Here is an 18,759-nt window from a genome sequence, read left to right as displayed (position 1 = left end):
CTTATTTCAATTTGAACACTATCGCTTCATACGGACGTAATGGAATGTTATCTATTGATCCGATTTCTACATCGTAATTGTGTATAAATAACTCTGATTCACTATAACTAATATCCTTAGGCATTTCAAATACACTTTCATCCGCAGTAAAGTTTGCAATGACAAGTAGTTTTTCATCTCCATATGTTCTTACATAAGCAAAAATAGAAGGGTCATTATCTAATATTAAATCATATGATCCATACACAACTATTTCATTATTTTTGCGTAGTTCAATTAATTTCTTATAGTAATAAAAAATTGAACCTTCATCTTGGATTGCTTGTTTCACATTAATCTCTTTATAGTTAGGATTTACAGTAATCCAAGGTTCACCTTTTGTAAATCCAGCGTGATTCTGATCATTCCACTGCATCGGAGTTCTAGCATTATCACGACCCTTTATATAAATAGATTCCATTACTTTTTCTATATCTTCACCATGGTCTATCACTTTTTCTTTATACATATTTAACGTTTCAATATCTCGATATTCATCAATTGATTGGAACCGAACGTTCGTCATTCCGATTTCCTCTCCTTGATAAATATATGGCGTTCCTTTCATCATATGAAGAACTGTCGCTAACATTTTTGCTGATTCAATGCGATACATTCCATCATTACCAAAACGAGATACAACGCGAGGCTGATCATGATTATTCCAATAAAGGCTATTCCATCCGGTATGCTCTAATGCTTTTTGCCACTTTGTTAAATTCTCTTTTAAAGTAAGAAGTGAGCATGGTTTTACATCCCACTTTCCACCTTCTCCTGAATCTAAATCCATATGTTCAAATTGGAATACCATTTGCAATTCTTTTCGTTCTTCTCCAGTATACAATTTCGCTTCTTCTGTCGTTACACCAGGCATTTCACCAACCGTCATAATATCATAATGCGATAATACTTCCTCATTCATTTCATGTAAATATTTATGAATGTTTGGACCGTTCATAAAATGCTTATGACCTGAAACATACCCCTCTTCTTCTGTTTCAACAGCTGGTAATCCCTCTTCTTTAGAAATAAAATTAATAACATCCATACGGAAGCCATCAATTCCTTTTTCTAACCAAAACTTCATCATTTCATAAACATCTTGTCTTACCTTTTCATTATCCCAATTTAAATCTGGCTGTTTTTTAGAAAACAGATGTAAATAATATTCATCTGTCATTTCATCATACTGCCATGCTGATCCACTAAACGCTGCTCCCCAGTTATTCGGCTCTTTTCCTTCTTTTCCAGGGCGCCATATATAGTAATCTCTATATTTATTATCTTTTGATTTACGTGATTCAATAAACCAATTATGTTCATCCGAAGTATGATTAACAACTAAGTCCATCATAAGTTTCATATTACGTTCATGCATTTCATGTAATAGCTCATCCCAATCTTCCATTGTTCCGAACTCGTTCATAATTTTACAATAATCGCTTATATCATAACCATTATCATCATTTGGAGATTCATAGACTGGTGATAACCAAATCACATCAATCCCTAACTCTTTTAAGTAATCTAGCTTTGAAATAATCCCTTGAAGATCTCCTATACCATCACCATTACTATCCATAAAGCTACGAGGATAAATTTGATATACTACACTTTCTTTCCACCATTGTTTTTCCATTATGCTACCCCATTTCATTCATCATTCATTTTTCTCTTTTTTAAGGCGCAAACGTTTTCATTAATGAATGATAACAGATTCTATCTCAATTTAAAATAGCGCTTACAATTTTTATTGTTCTTTTTCTAAGAAAACATATGAAAACCACTAATAAATCTCCAATAAATGAAAACGTTTTATTTTTTTATTTATTTTTTGAATCTATTCGTTTATAATGAACTCAAAGAAAACGTTTGCATAATTATTTCTAGGGGGAAATACCATGGCAGAACTTAAATTAGAAAACATTTATAAAATATATGATAATAACGTAACAGCTGTAACTGATTTTAATTTACACATTCAAGATAAAGAATTTATTGTATTTGTCGGTCCTTCTGGATGCGGAAAATCTACAACATTACGAATGGTAGCTGGACTTGAAGATATTTCAAAAGGCGAGTTTTCAATTGATGGTAAACTAATGAATGATGTTCCTCCAAAAGATCGAGATATCGCTATGGTATTCCAAAACTACGCTCTTTATCCACATATGAGTGTATATGATAATATGGCATTTGGATTAAAACTTCGAAAAATACCAAAAGATGAAATCGATCGTCGTGTGAAAGATGCAGCAAAAATTTTAGGACTTGAACAATATTTAGATAGAAAACCGAAAGCATTATCAGGTGGACAGCGCCAACGTGTTGCGTTAGGTAGAGCAATCGTTCGAGATGCAAAAGTTTTCTTAATGGATGAACCATTATCAAACTTAGATGCTAAACTCCGTGTTGCAATGCGCTCAGAAATTTCTAAGCTACATCATCGTCTTGGAACAACAACAATTTATGTAACACATGATCAAACAGAAGCAATGACTATGGCTTCGCGTCTTGTCGTTATGAAGGATGGAAAAATCCAACAAATTGGAACTCCAAAAGAAGTATATGAAACACCAGAAAACATCTTCGTGGGTGGATTTATCGGCTCACCAGCTATGAACTTCTTCCGTGGTAAATTGACTGAAACCGATTTCGTTATAGACAATACTATAAAAATTAAAGTATCTGAAGGAAAAATGAAGATGCTACGTGAACAAGGCTATGTAAATAAGGAAATTGTTTTAGGTATTCGTCCAGAGGACATTCATGATGAACTACTATTTTTAGAAGCTTCACAATCTACTGCCTTCACAACAAAAATTGAAGTCGCTGAGTTATTAGGTGCTGAATCCATTTTATATATGAAACTTGGGAATCAAGATTTTGCGGCACGTGTAGATGCAAGACATACGTTTTCACCTGGTGACCAAATTAAATTAGCATTTGATATAAATAAAGCGCATTTCTTTGATAACCAAACTGAACAACGTATTCGCTAAAAAATTTATCTTTACTATACACATATAAAAAACCGTCCACATATATTGAGGGCGGTTTTCATTATTATACTAGGGCTTCTACTGTATGAAATGATTGTCCTTTCGTGTCAATAATACCGAAAATCGGTAAATCACTAAGCACCACTTCTTCTTGCTGTTTCATAAAAGATGACGTTAATTGTTTTATCTCTATCCAAACGTCATTAATACAAAGTACATTGGAATCGTTCTCTTGTTGGCGAGAAAAAATAGAATCTATTTTATATAAACCAGCATTTTGAAAAAGCATGTCAATGCGACTGAATGCATTCAAAGTAATGCTAATAACGCGTTGCCAATCTCCTTGCTTTTCCATATCATAGAATACAAAAAGGGCTTCTCCGCCTAGATTCGTAATTTCCTCCACTGTTGCTTGTCCACTCTCTTGATCAATGTCCGTTACAATAACTTTTGCGCCTTGTTTAGCCAACAAAAGAGCTGTATTACGTCCAATACCGATGCCACCGCCAGTTACGATAGCAACTTTTCCTGCAAGCTTCATTTTCATTACCCCTTCTATAAGTCTTACCGTCATTCAGTATACTCCTTTATGAGATTATTCTGCAAGCAAGAAAAATTGCCATTCGATTTGTAAACGTTTACTTTTTATCCTTCTTTTTTCTTACTCTTACGCTGATCAAGAACTAGACCGATAAAAATAAGAATGCCCCAAAAAATTATGCTACCTCCTGTCATCTCAACTTCCCCCTTATTATATAAAGTAAAACTTTAATCAGCCCCAAATGGTGAGATAAAGATATTATTTTTAATCATTATACCATTATCTTAATTTTCAATCTATTATAAATGGAAATGACACATTTTAGCTTTTCCTTACTGTAAATATTCACAATATACTTATAAAATAAAAGAAGACCCTTTTATATATAAAAAGGTCTTTTTTTATTTTATTATACAAGACTTATTATTTTCGTCTTTGTAATTAAGTCCTGAAAACCGCAATTGTCTTTGCGGAACAACATCATATATACGTTACATATTAATGGAATTCCTAATAGCAATACGTTCGGTAATAACACTACAAAAAATCTTATAATTAATGTTTGCAACGTTAGCTTTTCACTCTTCAATGAAATTAATTTTATTCTCGTTACCTTTTTGCCAAGTGTAACACCGTTCCAAATAAAGGGTAATACAATAAAATATATCGCCATTAATATGAAAACTACTGCGAAATCATATCTAAAATCACCTAAGCTTATATTAAAGCGCTTAAACATAGCACTATAGTTTCCGGTCATAATAGCTACTACTGCACCATACATAACCGAGATTAAAAACATGTCAATTAGGGAAGCACCTATGCGATTCATTACAAGCGCTGGACGATGCATCTTTAACTTCATTTTATGTCGACTCCTTCATATCCTTCTTTACCCGTCTCATCGTACCACTTCTAAAAAACATTGTAAACTAGCGTTTCTCTTACTTTTCTTGTACAATTTGTTACAATAGCATTATAAAGGAGGTTCCCATATTGAAAAAATGGATAATCCTATTCGTCGCCTTCCTATTAACTGGTTGTGCAGGAAACACAAGTCACTTAACTTATACGGTTAACGATGAATACGAACTCATACGTACTTCTGGAAATGCATTTGAACTTTTCCCCTCGCAAGATGCTGTATATGCCACACAATACATCCCTGCAAAAATTACAGACATTGCTTGGGATGATAAATACATTATTGCAAAACAAACTGAGGAAAAATCAGATCCAAATAACCCTGACGCAGCAATTGCAAATAAAAAAAGTGAACATTATTGGATTATTGATGTAAAGCACAATAAACGTTTCGGTCCCTACAATGAAAAGCAATTTAATGAACAAAAAGATGCGTTTAAAATTAAGGTGCCTTTTCAAAATGTAGATTCATACATAAAAGAAATAAAAAAACAGTCAGCATAATATTTGTATGCTGACTGTTTTGTCTTACATTATTTTAGTGAGATGTTAAACGTTTGTGGCTCTTTTACAACATCTTGTGTTTCTGAATCTCCTGCAAGTAAATCATCAGTTGTAAACTGAATATCCTTTACCTTGTCTTTTCCATCGTCAAGTATTAAACCAATAATACCATCTCTTATTTCACCAGGCTTATAGTCTTCTCTTGATACATTTTTTGTACCAACTAACGTATCTTCGTCATATAAAAAGTTTTGAGTGGCTACTTTAAAATGTTGCTTACCATTAATCATAACATCATTCATAGAGAAAAATTGCATATTTTTATTTCCGCTATTCTCCACTTTATATGTAATCTCAACGTAACGAATTGTATTACTAATCTCTGTTCCACTTAGCGATGCATATAATTCTGCATCTTCTTGGCTTACTTTATCCCCTAATCTACGTTTTACTTCTTCAGGAGTTAGTGCCGTGTATACTTTCAATGTATTTTTTGCCTTTTCACTCATTTGTGATAAAGAGATTACTTTCACATCTTGTACGTGAATTTTCATTGGCGCTACTTCAAATGTTTGATTCACAGAATGCATCTGCTCTAACTTGAAATTACCCCATCCTGTTTCTTTCACTTTTTGTCCTACTTTTTTCAGCTCACGCCCACCATATTCTTTCGTTTCAGGAATAGATTCTTTCTTCTTCGGTTCAGCTTTCTTTTCTTCTTGATGGAAGCAACCACTTAACATAAGAAGAAAACTACATAAAACAAAAATACTTTTCCATGCTTTCATCATTTCATTTCTCCTAACGCTATCATTCATGAATATAAAATTAGTCCCTTGCTTTGTAAACTATAGAAACAATGACAATTCCACAAAATGAACTTGTCAATCCAGATACTATTATACCTCCAATTTGGAAAATATGAAAATAGGGATCTAGGAACGCATGCACGATAAATATAAAAGCTGTCACAATGATTATCGAAACCCAATACTTTCTTTTTTCTAAAGCTACAATCATATCTTTCCCTGTTTCATCTTTATACTTCCATAGTACGTATAATAGCAATAATAAGCCAACACATGTACTCCCATGTTGCATATATTTATACAATGGAATACTGCGTAATTCAATTTGTAACAATGCTATTTTCATAACGAAATAGCCTGTATTATGAGTAAATGCATCCCAAACAACATGCGTGAGCATACCGAATAATGCAGAATAGCAAAATACAAAGAATTCTTTCCAGGTATGTAGCCCCCACCTCTCATCTATTGCATATGAATAATAACCAGCAAACGGTTTAGGCAAATGCGTTATAAACGGCTTTTTTAAAATGTAATGATATATGTATGCGATTAGAAATACAAGCGGTAAATTTAAATATAAGAACCCAAGCCATGTATGGCCAATAACACCATAGGGTCTAAAGTGCAAAAAATATTCAAAGTCAGGCGCCATACTACCTAATATAAGAGCCGTTACTGAAATATGTTTAGAATGCTTTTTCGCAAAAGGAAGAACTGCTGCTGGATGTGCAAATGTAAACGGCATACTTTAACTCCTTCTCACATTTTCAATAGAATACCATATATCATAACGAGAGAATGGATCTCCATGCAATATTTATTTTCACATTGGAATATGATAGTTTAAATGATATAATCCACATAAAATATTCAGAAAACAAGAAGGGATTCAGGTGTCATTAACACTTGTATTTGCTGCCTTTTTAAATTCAAAATCCGTTATGAATTGAGGTTTATATATTGATTGACGTACCCTTTTTACAAAATGTCACATTAAAAAAAGAAAATATCCCTAGTTTTTCCGCATATCCTTACTGCTTACCCGCTATTCGAACATTACAATCACTAGCTTTCCATCCAAATGTAACATTCATTATTGGAGAAAACGGAACAGGTAAATCAACATTACTTGAAGGAATTGCAATTGCGTTAGGTTTTAATGCAGAAGGTGGAACGAAGAACTTCCGCTTTAGCACAAACGATTCCCATTCATCTTTACATGAATACCTTCGCATTTCAAAAAGTTTCAATACACCAAACGACGGTTTCTTTCTTCGCGCTGAATCATTTTATAACGTTGCTTCTTATATTGATGAAATAGATGCTGATAGAGAAGCACGTGGGAATCCGGTTATCAACTCTTATGGTGGTATCTCACTACACAAACAATCACACGGTGAATCATTCTTCTCATTATTTATGAACCGTTTTTCAGGACAAGGTTTATACATTTTAGATGAGCCTGAGGCAGCTTTATCACCAATGAGACAACTTTCCATGCTCATTCGAATGCACGAACTAGCTGAACAAGGTTCACAATTTGTTATCGCGACGCATTCTCCTATTTTAATGGCTTATCCTGAATCCACTATATATTCTTTAACACAAGAGGGAATTCACGAATCCACATTAGAAGAAACTGAGCATTACCAAACGACGAAACTTTTCTTTGAAAATCGCGATCGATTATTCCATCATCTATTTGAGTCGTAAAAAAAGAAGCAGCAATAGCTGCTTCTTTTTTATAGTGCTTCTATAAATAAGGCAACCCCGATACCGCCACCGACGCATAAAGAGGCAATTCCTTTTTCTAACCCACGTCTTTTTAATTCGTGAATTAAACTTACTGTAATACGAGCCCCTGTACAACCAATTGGATGCCCAAGTCCTACGCCACTACCGTTTACGTTCACTTTTTCACGGTCTAAGCCTAACTCTTTCTCTACAGCTAAATATTGAGCCGCGAAAGCTTCATTAATTTCAAGTAAATCTGCATCTTCCAATGACCAATCTACTTTTTCTAAACCTTTACGAATTGCTGGTGCTGGTCCAATACCCATAATTTTTGGATCTACTCCAGCTACTGAATATCCAACAATTCTAGCTAACGGTTGTAAACCTTTTTCTTTCGCTTTTTCTTCGCTCATTAATACTAGAACTGCACTCCCGTCATTAAGGCCAGATGCATTTCCAGCAGTCACTGATCCATCTTTACGGAATGCCGGCTTCAATCCAGCTAATTTTTCAGCTGTAATATCTGCACGTGGATGTTCATCCTTCGAAAATACAACTTCTTTTCTACGCTCTTTTATTGTAATAGGAACAATTTGATCGTCAAAGTATCCAGACTCGATTGCCTTCAGTGCCAATGTATGACTGCGAAGAGCAACTTCATCTTGTTCCTCTCTTGTAATTTCATATTGTTCAACTAAATTTTCCGCTGTTTCACCCATCATAATATGGTGAATCGGATCTTCTAACACTTCCCACACCGTATCACGAATTTCTCCGTGCTGTAGACGTTGTCCCCAGCGGTGCTGTTTCAATGCATAAGGGCTCGAACTCATCGCTTCTACCCCACCTGCAACAACAACATCACTTACACCTAATTGGATTTGCATTGCAGCTGACATAATTGCTTGCATACCTGAAGAACATTGACGTTGGATTGTATATCCCGTAACTGTGTCAGGAAATCCTGCCGCTAATGCAGCTGTTCTCGCCGTATTTGCTTCATCAGTTCTTTGAATACAATGACCTAAAATTACTTCATCAACTTCATGTGGTTCTACCCCGCCTCGTTTTACAGCTTCCTGAAGTACAGGAACAGCTAATTCTACTGGCGTTACATTTTTTAGCGCTCCTCCAAAAGTTCCAATTGGCGAACGAACTGCAGCTGTAATAACAACATTATGCATTTTGCACTTGCCCCTCTCTTATGTACCCTAGTCAGTTTTTAGGTGAAATTCCATAAGATGTATATCTATAACTATCATACTATAAACATACTAAAAAATCAAAATATTTAATATAATAAAAATAGAAGGAATTAACCTTCTATTCTGTCAGCGCATATAAAAACTTTTGTAAAATTTTCTCTGTCGTTTCATTCAATTTTGGCAACTTATCTACTGGAAAATATTGAAGTTTTAACCCTTCATGATCGAGCTTTAATTCCCCGCTCACATGATGTGCCTGATACAGATGAATAACATTGAAAATTTCATCGCCATTCGGATAACGGAAATATACTTCTTTTCCAGATAGAACACCAAGAAATTGCATTATTTTTGCAGTTAACCCCGTTTCCTCAAATAACTCTCTACGTGCAGTTTCTTCTGTCGTTTCGCCCAGTTCCATCGCCCCACCAGGTACACCCCAATCATATGTATCTGAACGATATTGAAGCAATACTTCTTGATTATCGTTTAATATAATAATTGCTGATCCTACGAGAATGAGCGGCCTTGTACCAACGACTTTTCGTAACTCTTCAATATACCCCATATGTAAATTCCCCTTTCCCTAACCTCCCTTATCATAACAAAATTTTGCTCTTTTTGTTCATGTAATTTTAAAGAAAAAAAGAAGCTTTCGCCTCCTTTTTTTCACCTTTATTTCTTAAAACTTTCATATTTTACAGCTTCAAAAGCTTCCTCAATTTCATCATTACGATAATGGACATATGTAAAACGCCCCAATTCTACTAATCTTGCTATTTCCTGTAACGCTTTATGCTGCTCATATGTTTCTTTCAGCTTAATATGTACATAAAACTTCATTAACGGATGTTCATATAAAGGTTCTCCCACCTCTACATATACATCTTCCACCCCTTGTACAACTCTTACATAACTCGCAAATTGATAAAGTGCTTCTCTGTCTGAAACGATTTTTAATGTATACATATATTCTCCCCCTTTCCTTTACTATATCAAAAAGATGATCACACTACGTTATAGAACTATGAAATTTTTTCGACTTGTCATCTATATATTCAATAAAGAAGGCGTTTATCCATACATGACATCTTTTTCCCACATATATTATAGGAAGAACTTTTTTCATTTGAGGTGTTCCTTATGGATCCATACGTCAATATATGTATTTGTATTACTCCCGGCGCCGATATTTCTGATGACCGCATCGCAAAAGATTTAGCTGTTGCAGAATCAATTTGGCACCCCATTACATTTCAAATTCAAGAAGTAATTGTATTAAATGAACTTTTCCGTTTTTTTGACCGTGAAATCAGTTATAAAAATTCCATTCAAAGTCAAGAAAAGCTGGCATCCTTTTTCCAAACATGTGTAAATGAAGCTCCTGAATGCGACCTTTATATTTGTTATATTGGCAGTGATTATTTCAAAGAAACAGCAGTAATTGCCTGCGCTTACTCTTTAGCAAAACAGCAACAACTTACAGGATATATCGTTTTAACAAACTCAGCTGCTCCTATGAAAAATATATATACGCTCGCTCACGAAATCGGTCATATCTTATTTACAAGACGTATTCACGGAAAACTTACTCATGCAGATCCTCATTCCCCAACTGGCTCGGAGCACCATCCTTCTCCAACCAATCTTATGTATCCGATAGTCCCTCGTCCAGAAAACGTTCATATTCATTCCTTATTAACAGCAGAACAAAAAGCGCTCTCTTTACAAAGCTCTTTATTACAAAGAAAAAAACAGTAACCCTCATGTTACTGTTTAAAACGACTTATTCCAATCAACAAACCAAATCCCGGCTGCTAGAAATAAAAATAGACAACTAAATGTAAATGTAATCCCTCTAAAAATCCCTATATAATATTTCTTTGGAAATAATTTTTGGTGTATCCAGAGCAGCCCTTTTCCAATAAAACCGAAGAACAGAATATAACCCGATGTGTCATCTAATAAAGTATCGAAATAGTCATCATGTACCTTTTTCACAAAGGTAGTATAGAGCCCAAAAATCGTTAAACCTAAAAACACAATAGACAATATACCTAGAAATATACTTTGCATATTCGTTCCCCCCTTGATAAAAAATTCAGTTCGTTCACTTCACTATTAGTATAAAACTAGCTTATAGTTTTTTCCTCTTCATTTTTAAAAGACCATCTCATTAATACATATAAACTTCCGTACAGAAGTAAAGGCTCTAACATTCCCCAATATGGGTTTTGCTTCCCTAATTCTTTAAATACAAACATAATTAATAACGGTATGATAACAGCTAATATTCCAATCCATCCAAGTATGTACGCTTCACCAATTAGCAGTACTAATAAGATTATTCCAGCTAGTATATAACTTTGCATTGTAGTTAATTGCAATACAGGTGTCCCGTACCATTTATTCATAAACATTAATAACACTAATAATAAAATAGGTATCATTACTATTACATAAATAATTCCAAACTCTACTAATTTACTTTTAAAAGAAGACATTCTAAACGCAAAAACCGTTCCAATAATTGTAATAATTAAAACGATAGGATAACCAATTAACTGTACATTTGTTAACGTAAATTGTTGATTCGAATTTCCAAATAAAATATTGGTTAGTAACCAATACCAATAATCATTCCTAAAACACTCTTTATACTTCCGCTTTTATCCTTCTCCATCTCTTTCGCTAATTCTTCCGCATACTCTTTTGGTGAGTCACCAAATATGTCCCTTACCGTCTTTCCCTTTTTTTCACCTTCTATTAAATGAAGTTCTGCATCTTCTAGAAAGGCGTTCACCTCTTCTTCTTTAATCCCTTTTGTTATTAAATATACTTTCGTATCGATTAAAAACTTTTCTCCTTCTTTAGAAACATTCATTATAACCCCTCCCTTATTTAACCATTTCTCTTCTATTCGTCTTCATCATAATTTCAAGGAAAATTAAAATAAACAAACTTCCGTATAAACATATAATTTGAAATAGCATTGGCATAAGATCTTCCGATGTAAATGTTTTAAACAGTAACATAATAGAAAGTGGAATGATTAAATATAAGTTTTTAAACCATCCTTCAAAATATATATTTATCGCTACTGTGATCATAAAAATCCCACCAGCTACTATATAACTTTGGACTTCGGTGAATGTGAGCATTTTTGTAGGATATATCACATCTAATATCGTAACAGCTCCTAATAAAAACAATGGAGCAATCATAACTAAAGACCACATGGAAAACCATGTTTTTGTAAAGCTTGTGACGAAGGTCATTTTGCGAAGTAGAAAATTAGGACCTATAACAACTAAAATCAATGAAAAACTGTAACCGATACACTGAATAAGTGAAATCTGTAACATTCCATGATTCACTATTAAGATAGAAGCAATAATCCAAAACGATACGATATTCATTACTGTAAAACCAATTTGCTTCCACGTTTCCTGTCTATCTCTTTCCATTACTTTGACAAGTTCATTTGCATATTCTTTCGGTGAGCTTCCGAAAATATCTTCTACACTTTTCCCATCACTCTCCCCCTCAATTAAATGGAGTTCCGCATCTTCTATAAAATTTTCAATATCGCTTTCTTTCACACTCTTTGCCGTCAAAAATAATCTCATATCTAACAAAAACTTTCGCGCTTCACTTGATAGCATTATTTTCTCCTTCCCTTCCCTTCAAGTAGACGTTCTACACTACTTTGCATCGTTTCCCAGCGATCCATAAATTCATCAAGTGCTTCCTCGCCTTTTTCTGTTAATGTATAATATTTTCTCTTTGGACCAGATGGAGATTCCTTCATTACGCTTGTTATTAGTCCTTCTTTTTGCATTCGTATTAATAACGGATAAATACTTCCCTCACTCGCCATTGTAAAACCATACTTCGCTAGCTTTTCACTCATTTCATAACCGTATATTTCGCCTTCAGAAATAATAGCAAGTAAGCATCCTTCTAAAATCCCTTTCAGCATTTGACTTGTCGACATAATTCAAATCCTCCTACTATCTTGCTTTACAAGATAGATAAGCGTAAGTATCTTGCTTTACAAAATAGTATAGCAAAGACTATTTTGCAAAACAAGATAGCTAACGATATTTTTTCCAAATGTTTGCAGGAATTTCATTATAGCTTCTCTAAATAGAGCACTATGAAAACTTTATTATGAAGGGATGTTTTTCATCATGGTTACAAATCGAGTTGTCTTTTTAACAGGTGCTGCAAGTGGCATTGGTTATGAAATGGGAAAGGCTTTTGCAAAAGAAGGTGCAAAAGTTGTGATTACCGATCGGCTTGAAGAACGCGCAAAAGAAGCTGCTGAACAATTACAAAATGAAGGTTTTCAAGCTATCGGTTTAAAATGTGACGTTACATCTGAAGAGGAAATTACAGCAGCAATTTCTCAAACAGTTGATCATTTCGGTTCATTACATATATTAATTAACAACGCAGGAATGCAACACGTTTCACCCATTGAAGACTTTCCAACTGAAAAGTTCGAGCTACTAATTCAAATTATGCAAATTGCTCCGTTTATTGCAATTAAGCATGCCTTTCCGATTATGAAACAACAAAAATATGGTCGTATTATTAATATCGCTTCTATTAACGGCCTTGTCGGGTTTGCTGGAAAAGCTGCCTACAATAGTGCAAAACATGGCGTAATTGGATTAACAAAAGTTGCCGCTTTAGAAGGTGCTACGCATGGTATTACTGTTAATGCCCTTTGCCCTGGTTATGTTGATACCCCCCTTGTACGTAATCAACTACAAGACTTAGCTACTACACGAAATGTACCACTTGAAAATGTTTTAGAAGATGTTATTTATCCACTCGTTCCACAAAAGCGCTTATTACAAGTACAAGAAATTGCAGATTATGCGATGTTTTTAGCGAGTGAAAAAGCTAAAGGTATAACTGGTCAAGCTGTCGTTATCGATGGTGGTTATACCGCTCAATAAAAATAAAGTTTGCTCAAGAAGAGCAAACTTTATTTTTTATCCCGAGGATCTTCGTACTTTAGTAATTGCCGCGGGAGCTTCTCAATTGCAACAATTACCCCCTCTAATTTACTTTCAATACGGTGGAGTAAATATAATGTTACAACAATTGGAAACCCTACATTACCTATCATCTTGATCCACTCTTCCACCCTCTTCCCCTCCTTTCATTATATAAGTAAGAGAAAACACTGCATTTAGGCATAAAAAAACAAGCTATTATGTATTAGCTTGTTTTTCAAATAATGATGCAATTTCTCGTTTATAGTCCCCGCGTATAATACCTTTCTCAGTAATAATTCCTGTAATTAATTCATTCGGCGTTATGTCAAATGCTGGATTATAAACATCCGTTCCAATTGGTGCTACTTGTTTTCCAAAGATTTTCGTAACTTCTGTTTCATCTCTTTCTTCAATAATAATTTCGGCTCCAGTTTCTTTCGTAACATCAAATGTTGACAGTGGCGCAGCAACGTAAAATGGGATATTAAAGTACTTTGCTAAAATAGCTAAATTCATTGTCCCTATTTTATTGGCTGTATCTCCATTTGCGACAATTCGATCCGCCCCCACAATAATTGCGTTTATTTCTTTCGTTTGAATAGCATGAGCTGCAGTATTATCTGTTATAAGGGTCACATCAATATTTGCTTGCTTCAATTCCCACGTCGTTAAGCGACCACCTTGTAAAACTGGTCTCGTTTCACACGCATATGCATGTAAACGCACACCTTTCTCTTTTCCAATATAAAAGGGAGCTAATGCAGTTCCATATCTGGCAGTTGCGATACTTCCAGCGTTACAGATTGTTAAAATATTATCGCCATCTTTAAAACATGTTAACGCATATTCCCCAATATTTCGACACACCTCTTCATCTTCCTGTTGAATGCGAAGCGCTTCTTCTTCTAATATTTTTTGTGCTTCTTTTATTGTAGTAATCTCTCGAATAGATTCTCTCATACGATCAATTGCCCAAAATAAATTTACTGCCGTTGGGCGTGATGTCCCTAAATAGTTACAGTCTCTATTAAACTTCTTTTGAAATTCTTCGATATGTAAAGTATTATATTTTTTCGCTGCAAGCGCCAAGCCAAATGCAGCTACAATTCCAATTGCAGGCGCTCCACGTACTTCTAACATTATGATACTTTTCCAAACCCCTTCAATAGTCGTTAATGTTTTGTATTCTGTGCTATGTGGCAATTTCGTTTGATTTAATACTGCAATTGCATCACCTTTCCAACTTACAGATCTCGGAACAGTAACAATTGTACTCATGCTTTTACACCCCTTGAAACTGTCTGTTGAAATAATGTTCGAAACAGTTGAATATCAGCACTTTTAGATTCATATTTTATTAGTTCTTTTCCTAAGGATAGCGCTTGTTTCTTAGCTTGAATTCTTGTTTCTTTATTTTCTATTTCATCTAAATCTGCTACATGAGCTAAACCAATTGTTCTACGAATTAGTTCACATCCGGCAAATCCAACAGCATCAGTAAAGATATTTTGCAAAATAATTGGTAACCATTGTTTTTCTTTCGTATATGCTTCTACACCTTCCCCAATCCATAACTTTGTAAAAGTCTCTACAAAATAACTCCACGTCTTTTCTATATGAAAAAATAGTACACTTCTCTTTTCTTCTTCTCTAGATAAAGCATTTAATAATAGATTTGCAATAAATTGACCTATATCAAATCCAAATGGGCCATATGTCGCAAATTCTGGATCAATCACTTTCGTTTCAGAAGGTGACGAAAAAATACTACCAGTATGTAAATCACCATGAATAAGAGTTTCTTTTCTTGTTAAGAACTTATATTTATATTGTGCTACTTTTAGTTTTAAAGTTTTATCACTCCAAAGTTCATCAACCACGAGCTGTAAATCTGGCTCATAATCATTTGTATCATAATGCCCAAAAGGATCTGTAAACACTAAATCCTCTGTAATTTTACATAGGTCCGGATTTACAAAGGTACCTTCTAGTATCCTCTTCTCTTCTGACTGTAAACCAAAATCTGAAGTGTAAAATAAAACATGTGCTAGAAAACGACCAATATGCTGGGATAAAAGCGGATATTCTTCTCCGTCTATTAATCCTTTTCTTGTAATTGTTAGTCTTGATAAGTCTTCTATTACCGTTATCGCTAACTCTTCATCATGACTGTACACTACTGGAACATAATCCGGTACATACTGCGCAAAAATTTGTAATGCCTTGCTTTCAATCGTTGCTCTTTTTATAGACAATGGCCAGCTTTCACCAACTACTTTAGCATAAGGCAGTGCTTGTTTTATTATAATGGATTTCTCTCCATCATCTAATTTGAACACGTAATTTAAGTTTCCATCTCCAATTTCATGACAAATGACATTTGCCTTCTCTTCAAAATAACCATGATCTTTCGCATATTGTACAGCTGTTATTTCTGTTAATGAATAATATCCCATCGTCTTCTCCCCCTTTTTAAATTCAGAGGTTTTTCTAACACAGAAAAACCTCTTTCCACTAAGAAAGAGGTTTGAAGTTTATCTTCTCCCCTCTTATCTGCCAGAAAGTTTTACTTTCTGCTGGAATTAGCACCGTGCCTTTTGGCGTAATAAACGCCCCATTTCACAATGGTATTACGGTCGGTTGCTGGGCTTCATCGGGCCAAATCCCTCCACCTGCTCTTGATAAGAGTTGTATAATTTTTTGAATTTTTAACTTTATGTTGATGACTATACCAAGAATAAAAATCACTTGTCAACATTTTATTTGTATAATTCTGGACGACGATCCGCAAAAACTGGAATTCCTTTTCGTACTTCTCTAATTTTCTCGAATACAAGCTCTCCAAATAAAATTGATTCCTCTTCATTCGCCTCTACTACAACTTCACCCCAAGGATCCACAATTAAAGAATGACCTGCAAACACATTATTCGGATCCTTTCCTGCTCTATTACACGCAACAACATAACACTGATTTTCAACTGCTCTTGCTTGCAATAGCAAACGCCAATGTGCTAAACGAACTAATGGCCATTCTGCTACAACAAATAATACTTTTGCCCCTTTAGCAGTATGAACACGCATCCACTCTGGAAAACGAATATCATAACAAATTGTTCCAGCGCATTCAACATCATCTAGCTTAAATTCGCCCGTACCATTACCAGCTATTAAATATTTATGTTCATCCATAAGCTGAAATAAATGTACTTTACTATATTCGTTGACTAACTGTCCTTCATTATTTACAACATACATCGTATTTGTAACGCCTTGCTCTGTTTGCTTTGCTATGGACCCACCAACAATATGTACATCATATTGCTTCGCCCATTCTATTAACTTTTCTTTCGTTTCCACTCCATCCCTATCTGCAATTTCAGAAAGTCTCGTTAAATCATATCCTGTTGTCCATAGTTCTGGTAAGACGATAACATCTGGCCTTTCCTTCATAGCTTCACTTATTTTATTTTTAGCATTCTCAATATTTTTTTCTACATCTCCAAAAACAATATCCATTTGAATACATGCGACTTTCATTTTTTCAGCCCCATTCTTATTTTTCTCTTTACAAAATACTGGAAAGATTATATCATTTGTCACTAGAATTGTAACAACTTTCAAAAGAGGTGGAAAGTATGAAATTATTTCAACCTTCTGAGATAGTAACATCATTGCCAACACAATTTTTCGCTTCACTTGTTGCAAAAGTTAACAAAGTCGTTGCAGCTGGTCACGATGTTATTAATCTAGGTCAAGGTAATCCAGATCAACCAACACCGCAGCATATCGTAAAAGCTTTACAAGATGCTGCCGAAAAGACCATTCATCATAAATATCCGCCATTTCGCGGACATGAAAGCTTAAAGGAAGCCGTGGCTACATTCTATAAACATGAATACGGCGTGGAATTAAACCCAAAAACTGAAGTTGCTATTTTGTTTGGAGGGAAGGCTGGACTAGTAGAATTACCGATTTGTTTTACAAATCCCGGTGATACGATTCTCGTTCCGGATCCAGGTTATCCAGATTATTTATCCGGGGTTGCTTTAGCAAAAGCACACTTTGAAACAATGCCGCTTATTGCAGAAAATAACTTTTTGCCAGATTATACGAACATTGATGACTCTATTGCAGAGCGTGCAAAATTAATGTTTTTAAACTATCCAAATAATCCTACCGGTGCTACTGCATCAAAAGATTTTTTTGATGCAACCATTCACTTTGCTAATAAACATAATATATTAGTTGTTCACGATTTTGCTTATGGCGCTATCGGATTTGATGGTCAAAAACCTGTTAGTTTCTTGCAAGCAGATGGTGCGAAAGATATAGGAATTGAAATTTACACATTATCAAAAACTTTCAATATGGCTGGCTGGCGCATCGCTTTTGCTGTAGGGAATGAAAGTGTGATTGAAACAATTAACCTATTACAAGATCATATGTATGTTAGTATATTCGGTGCAGTTCAAGATGCTGCTCGAGAAGCGCTATTAAGTTCACAGTCTTGTGTAATAGACCTTGTAAATAGTTACGAATCTCGAAGAAACGCTCTTATTTCAGCCTGTCACTCAATTGGTTGGAATGTAGACATTCCAACAGGATCATTCTTTGCATGGCTTCCCGTTCCAACAGGATATACCTCTGAGCAATTTTCTAATATTTTACTAGAAAAAGCACATGTCGCAGTTGCTCCTGGTGTTGGATTTGGTGAGCATGGGGAAGGGTATGTCCGTGTTGGTCTCTTGCATACAGAAGATAGATTACGAGAAGCCATTAATCGAATTGATAAATTAAATTTTTTCAAAAAGTAATTGACAACACGAAAAATATCTGACAAAATTCAGTTATCTTAAAAATTTAAACATTTCTAAATACTTCTTATCAAGAGCAGGTGGAGGGACGAGCCCGACGAAACCCGGCAACCGATCTACAATTGTAGACACGGTGCTAATTCTCGCAGCATTACGCTGACAGATAAGGA

The 18,759-nt window shown here is 34.7% G+C and carries 22 protein-coding genes, 1 pseudogene and 2 riboswitches; of the genes and pseudogenes, 6 read left to right on the top strand and 17 right to left on the bottom strand.

Annotated features, from left to right (window positions below; all coding sequences use genetic code 11):
- Position 1 precedes the first annotated feature (1 nt).
- Complete coding sequence (gene malL / locus ACTFRU_RS16160) at positions 2 to 1,678, bottom strand: oligo-1,6-glucosidase (protein WP_000415178.1); 1,677 nt, start codon at positions 1,676 to 1,678, stop codon at positions 2 to 4.
- Positions 1,679 to 1,940: 262 nt separating this feature from the next.
- On the opposite strand from malL, the gene ACTFRU_RS16155 reads away from it, so the two are divergent.
- Complete coding sequence (locus tag ACTFRU_RS16155) at positions 1,941 to 3,041, top strand: ABC transporter ATP-binding protein (RefSeq protein ID WP_440037713.1); 1,101 nt, start codon at positions 1,941 to 1,943, stop codon at positions 3,039 to 3,041.
- A 64-nt stretch (positions 3,042 to 3,105) separates the two neighbouring features.
- On the opposite strand, the gene ACTFRU_RS16150 is transcribed toward ACTFRU_RS16155, so the two are convergent.
- The 3 genes from ACTFRU_RS16150 to ACTFRU_RS16140 form a co-directional block, all read right to left on the bottom strand.
- Positions 3,106 to 3,615 (bottom strand): SDR family NAD(P)-dependent oxidoreductase, encoded by a 510-nt coding sequence (locus ACTFRU_RS16150; RefSeq protein ID WP_440037712.1) that lies wholly within the window; start codon positions 3,613 to 3,615, stop codon positions 3,106 to 3,108.
- A 71-nt stretch (positions 3,616 to 3,686) separates the two neighbouring features.
- Positions 3,687 to 3,776: a hypothetical protein gene (locus tag ACTFRU_RS16145; RefSeq protein WP_000145638.1), complete on the bottom strand. Its 90-nt coding sequence runs from the start codon at positions 3,774 to 3,776 to the stop codon at positions 3,687 to 3,689.
- 215 nt (positions 3,777 to 3,991) lie between these two features.
- Entirely contained in the window at positions 3,992 to 4,447 is a 456-nt protein-coding gene (locus tag ACTFRU_RS16140) for an RDD family protein (protein ID WP_000769080.1), read from the bottom strand.
- Between the two features lie 131 nt (positions 4,448 to 4,578).
- Between ACTFRU_RS16140 and ACTFRU_RS16135 the strand changes: the two genes are divergently transcribed.
- Positions 4,579 to 5,010: a DUF3997 domain-containing protein gene (locus ACTFRU_RS16135; RefSeq protein WP_000758789.1), complete on the top strand. Its 432-nt coding sequence runs from the start codon at positions 4,579 to 4,581 to the stop codon at positions 5,008 to 5,010.
- A gap of 29 nt (positions 5,011 to 5,039) precedes the next feature.
- Here ACTFRU_RS16135 and ACTFRU_RS16130 read toward each other — a convergent pair whose 3' ends face one another.
- Together ACTFRU_RS16130 and ACTFRU_RS16125 are read right to left on the bottom strand one after the other, a co-directional pair.
- Positions 5,040 to 5,801 carry a hypothetical protein gene (locus ACTFRU_RS16130; protein ID WP_173600350.1) on the bottom strand — a complete coding sequence of 254 codons (762 nt, stop codon included), beginning with the start codon at positions 5,799 to 5,801 and terminating at the stop codon, positions 5,040 to 5,042.
- Between the two features lie 37 nt (positions 5,802 to 5,838).
- Positions 5,839 to 6,567 (bottom strand): DUF4184 family protein, encoded by a 729-nt coding sequence (locus ACTFRU_RS16125; RefSeq protein WP_001116855.1) that lies wholly within the window; start codon positions 6,565 to 6,567, stop codon positions 5,839 to 5,841.
- A gap of 215 nt (positions 6,568 to 6,782) precedes the next feature.
- Between ACTFRU_RS16125 and ACTFRU_RS16120 the strand changes: the two genes are divergently transcribed.
- Entirely contained in the window at positions 6,783 to 7,535 is a 753-nt protein-coding gene (locus ACTFRU_RS16120; RefSeq protein ID WP_000567998.1) for an AAA family ATPase, read from the top strand.
- A 29-nt stretch (positions 7,536 to 7,564) separates the two neighbouring features.
- On the opposite strand, the gene ACTFRU_RS16115 is transcribed toward ACTFRU_RS16120, so the two are convergent.
- The 3 genes from ACTFRU_RS16115 to ACTFRU_RS16105 form a co-directional block, all read right to left on the bottom strand.
- Positions 7,565 to 8,740: an acetyl-CoA C-acetyltransferase gene (locus ACTFRU_RS16115; protein WP_000552078.1), complete on the bottom strand. Its 1,176-nt coding sequence runs from the start codon at positions 8,738 to 8,740 to the stop codon at positions 7,565 to 7,567.
- Positions 8,741 to 8,879: 139 nt separating this feature from the next.
- Positions 8,880 to 9,329: an NUDIX hydrolase gene (locus ACTFRU_RS16110; RefSeq protein ID WP_000540529.1), complete on the bottom strand. Its 450-nt coding sequence runs from the start codon at positions 9,327 to 9,329 to the stop codon at positions 8,880 to 8,882.
- Positions 9,330 to 9,436: 107 nt separating this feature from the next.
- A complete protein-coding gene (locus ACTFRU_RS16105; RefSeq protein ID WP_000288330.1) occupies positions 9,437 to 9,730 on the bottom strand; it encodes a DUF3928 family protein in 294 nt (97 codons plus the stop codon).
- A gap of 174 nt (positions 9,731 to 9,904) precedes the next feature.
- Between ACTFRU_RS16105 and ACTFRU_RS16100 the strand changes: the two genes are divergently transcribed.
- On the top strand, positions 9,905 to 10,522 hold the full coding sequence (locus tag ACTFRU_RS16100; RefSeq protein ID WP_000371605.1) for an ImmA/IrrE family metallo-endopeptidase: 618 nt from the start codon (positions 9,905 to 9,907) through the stop codon (positions 10,520 to 10,522).
- 15 nt (positions 10,523 to 10,537) lie between these two features.
- On the opposite strand, the gene ACTFRU_RS16095 is transcribed toward ACTFRU_RS16100, so the two are convergent.
- From ACTFRU_RS16095 to ACTFRU_RS16080, 4 genes and pseudogenes are all read right to left on the bottom strand, one after another.
- Positions 10,538 to 10,837, bottom strand: coding sequence for a hypothetical protein (locus ACTFRU_RS16095; protein WP_001190643.1), 300 nt, complete (start codon positions 10,835 to 10,837; stop codon positions 10,538 to 10,540).
- A gap of 56 nt (positions 10,838 to 10,893) precedes the next feature.
- A pseudogene (locus ACTFRU_RS16090) lies at positions 10,894 to 11,645 on the bottom strand (DUF1129 domain-containing protein).
- 13 nt (positions 11,646 to 11,658) lie between these two features.
- Positions 11,659 to 12,426 (bottom strand): DUF1129 domain-containing protein, encoded by a 768-nt coding sequence (locus ACTFRU_RS16085; protein WP_000952889.1) that lies wholly within the window; start codon positions 12,424 to 12,426, stop codon positions 11,659 to 11,661.
- Entirely contained in the window at positions 12,426 to 12,758 is a 333-nt protein-coding gene (locus tag ACTFRU_RS16080; RefSeq protein WP_000107982.1) for a PadR family transcriptional regulator, read from the bottom strand. Before ACTFRU_RS16080 ends, ACTFRU_RS16085 begins: the two co-directional genes overlap by 1 nt.
- A 196-nt stretch (positions 12,759 to 12,954) precedes the next feature.
- Between ACTFRU_RS16080 and ACTFRU_RS16075 the strand changes: the two genes are divergently transcribed.
- A complete protein-coding gene (locus ACTFRU_RS16075) occupies positions 12,955 to 13,731 on the top strand; it encodes a 3-hydroxybutyrate dehydrogenase (RefSeq protein WP_000258427.1) in 777 nt (258 codons plus the stop codon).
- Between the two features lie 29 nt (positions 13,732 to 13,760).
- Here ACTFRU_RS16075 and ACTFRU_RS16070 read toward each other — a convergent pair whose 3' ends face one another.
- The 4 genes from ACTFRU_RS16070 to ACTFRU_RS16055 all read right to left on the bottom strand — a co-directional run bounded on the left by ACTFRU_RS16070 (position 13,761) and on the right by ACTFRU_RS16055 (position 17,396).
- Positions 13,761 to 13,922 carry a YvrJ family protein gene (locus ACTFRU_RS16070; RefSeq protein ID WP_000393336.1) on the bottom strand — a complete coding sequence of 54 codons (162 nt, stop codon included), beginning with the start codon at positions 13,920 to 13,922 and terminating at the stop codon, positions 13,761 to 13,763.
- Positions 13,923 to 13,989: 67 nt separating this feature from the next.
- Entirely contained in the window at positions 13,990 to 15,051 is a 1,062-nt protein-coding gene (gene mtnA, locus ACTFRU_RS16065; RefSeq protein WP_000104624.1) for an S-methyl-5-thioribose-1-phosphate isomerase, read from the bottom strand.
- Positions 15,048 to 16,229, bottom strand: a complete 1,182-nt coding sequence (gene mtnK, locus ACTFRU_RS16060) for an S-methyl-5-thioribose kinase (protein WP_000542682.1) — start codon at positions 16,227 to 16,229, stop codon at positions 15,048 to 15,050. Before mtnK ends, mtnA begins: the two co-directional genes overlap by 4 nt.
- 90 nt (positions 16,230 to 16,319) lie before the next feature.
- Positions 16,320 to 16,461, bottom strand: a riboswitch (SAM riboswitch).
- A gap of 71 nt (positions 16,462 to 16,532) precedes the next feature.
- Positions 16,533 to 17,396 (bottom strand): carbon-nitrogen family hydrolase, encoded by an 864-nt coding sequence (locus tag ACTFRU_RS16055; protein WP_016123295.1) that lies wholly within the window; start codon positions 17,394 to 17,396, stop codon positions 16,533 to 16,535.
- Positions 17,397 to 17,410: 14 nt separating this feature from the next.
- On the opposite strand from ACTFRU_RS16055, the gene ACTFRU_RS16050 reads away from it, so the two are divergent.
- Complete coding sequence (locus ACTFRU_RS16050; RefSeq protein WP_000765508.1) at positions 17,411 to 18,589, top strand: pyridoxal phosphate-dependent aminotransferase; 1,179 nt, start codon at positions 17,411 to 17,413, stop codon at positions 18,587 to 18,589.
- A 64-nt stretch (positions 18,590 to 18,653) separates the two neighbouring features.
- Positions 18,654 to 18,759: riboswitch (SAM riboswitch) on the top strand.

Source organism: Bacillus cereus group sp. MYBK220-1 (assembly GCF_051916445.1).
Taxonomy (GTDB): domain Bacteria; phylum Bacillota; class Bacilli; order Bacillales; family Bacillaceae_G; genus Bacillus_A; species Bacillus_A cereus.
This window is presented reverse-complemented; position numbering and strand designations above follow the sequence as displayed.

What these genes read in the sequence shown, in the direction of transcription:
- ACTFRU_RS16125 (WP_001116855.1), bottom strand. Translation starts at nt 6,567, where the DNA reads ATGCCGTTTACATTTGCACATCCAGCAGCAGTTCTTCCTTTTGCGAAA.
- ACTFRU_RS16155 (WP_440037713.1), top strand. Translation starts at nt 1,941, where the DNA reads ATGGCAGAACTTAAATTAGAAAACATTTATAAAATATATGATAATAAC.
- ACTFRU_RS16115 (WP_000552078.1), bottom strand. Translation starts at nt 8,740, where the DNA reads ATGCATAATGTTGTTATTACAGCTGCAGTTCGTTCGCCAATTGGAACT.
- ACTFRU_RS16080 (WP_000107982.1), bottom strand. Translation starts at nt 12,758, where the DNA reads ATGTCGACAAGTCAAATGCTGAAAGGGATTTTAGAAGGATGCTTACTT.
- ACTFRU_RS16075 (WP_000258427.1), top strand. Translation starts at nt 12,955, where the DNA reads ATGGTTACAAATCGAGTTGTCTTTTTAACAGGTGCTGCAAGTGGCATT.
- ACTFRU_RS16110 (WP_000540529.1), bottom strand. Translation starts at nt 9,329, where the DNA reads ATGGGGTATATTGAAGAGTTACGAAAAGTCGTTGGTACAAGGCCGCTC.
- ACTFRU_RS16100 (WP_000371605.1), top strand. Translation starts at nt 9,905, where the DNA reads ATGGATCCATACGTCAATATATGTATTTGTATTACTCCCGGCGCCGAT.
- ACTFRU_RS16105 (WP_000288330.1), bottom strand. Translation starts at nt 9,730, where the DNA reads ATGTATACATTAAAAATCGTTTCAGACAGAGAAGCACTTTATCAATTT.
- ACTFRU_RS16095 (WP_001190643.1), bottom strand. Translation starts at nt 10,837, where the DNA reads ATGCAAAGTATATTTCTAGGTATATTGTCTATTGTGTTTTTAGGTTTA.
- ACTFRU_RS16145 (WP_000145638.1), bottom strand. Translation starts at nt 3,776, where the DNA reads ATGACAGGAGGTAGCATAATTTTTTGGGGCATTCTTATTTTTATCGGT.
- ACTFRU_RS16050 (WP_000765508.1), top strand. Translation starts at nt 17,411, where the DNA reads ATGAAATTATTTCAACCTTCTGAGATAGTAACATCATTGCCAACACAA.
- malL (WP_000415178.1), bottom strand. Translation starts at nt 1,678, where the DNA reads ATGGAAAAACAATGGTGGAAAGAAAGTGTAGTATATCAAATTTATCCT.
- ACTFRU_RS16130 (WP_173600350.1), bottom strand. Translation starts at nt 5,801, where the DNA reads ATGATGAAAGCATGGAAAAGTATTTTTGTTTTATGTAGTTTTCTTCTT.
- ACTFRU_RS16140 (WP_000769080.1), bottom strand. Translation starts at nt 4,447, where the DNA reads ATGAAGTTAAAGATGCATCGTCCAGCGCTTGTAATGAATCGCATAGGT.
- mtnA (WP_000104624.1), bottom strand. Translation starts at nt 15,051, where the DNA reads ATGAGTACAATTGTTACTGTTCCGAGATCTGTAAGTTGGAAAGGTGAT.
- mtnK (WP_000542682.1), bottom strand. Translation starts at nt 16,229, where the DNA reads ATGGGATATTATTCATTAACAGAAATAACAGCTGTACAATATGCGAAA.
- ACTFRU_RS16150 (WP_440037712.1), bottom strand. Translation starts at nt 3,615, where the DNA reads ATGACGGTAAGACTTATAGAAGGGGTAATGAAAATGAAGCTTGCAGGA.
- ACTFRU_RS16085 (WP_000952889.1), bottom strand. Translation starts at nt 12,426, where the DNA reads ATGCTATCAAGTGAAGCGCGAAAGTTTTTGTTAGATATGAGATTATTT.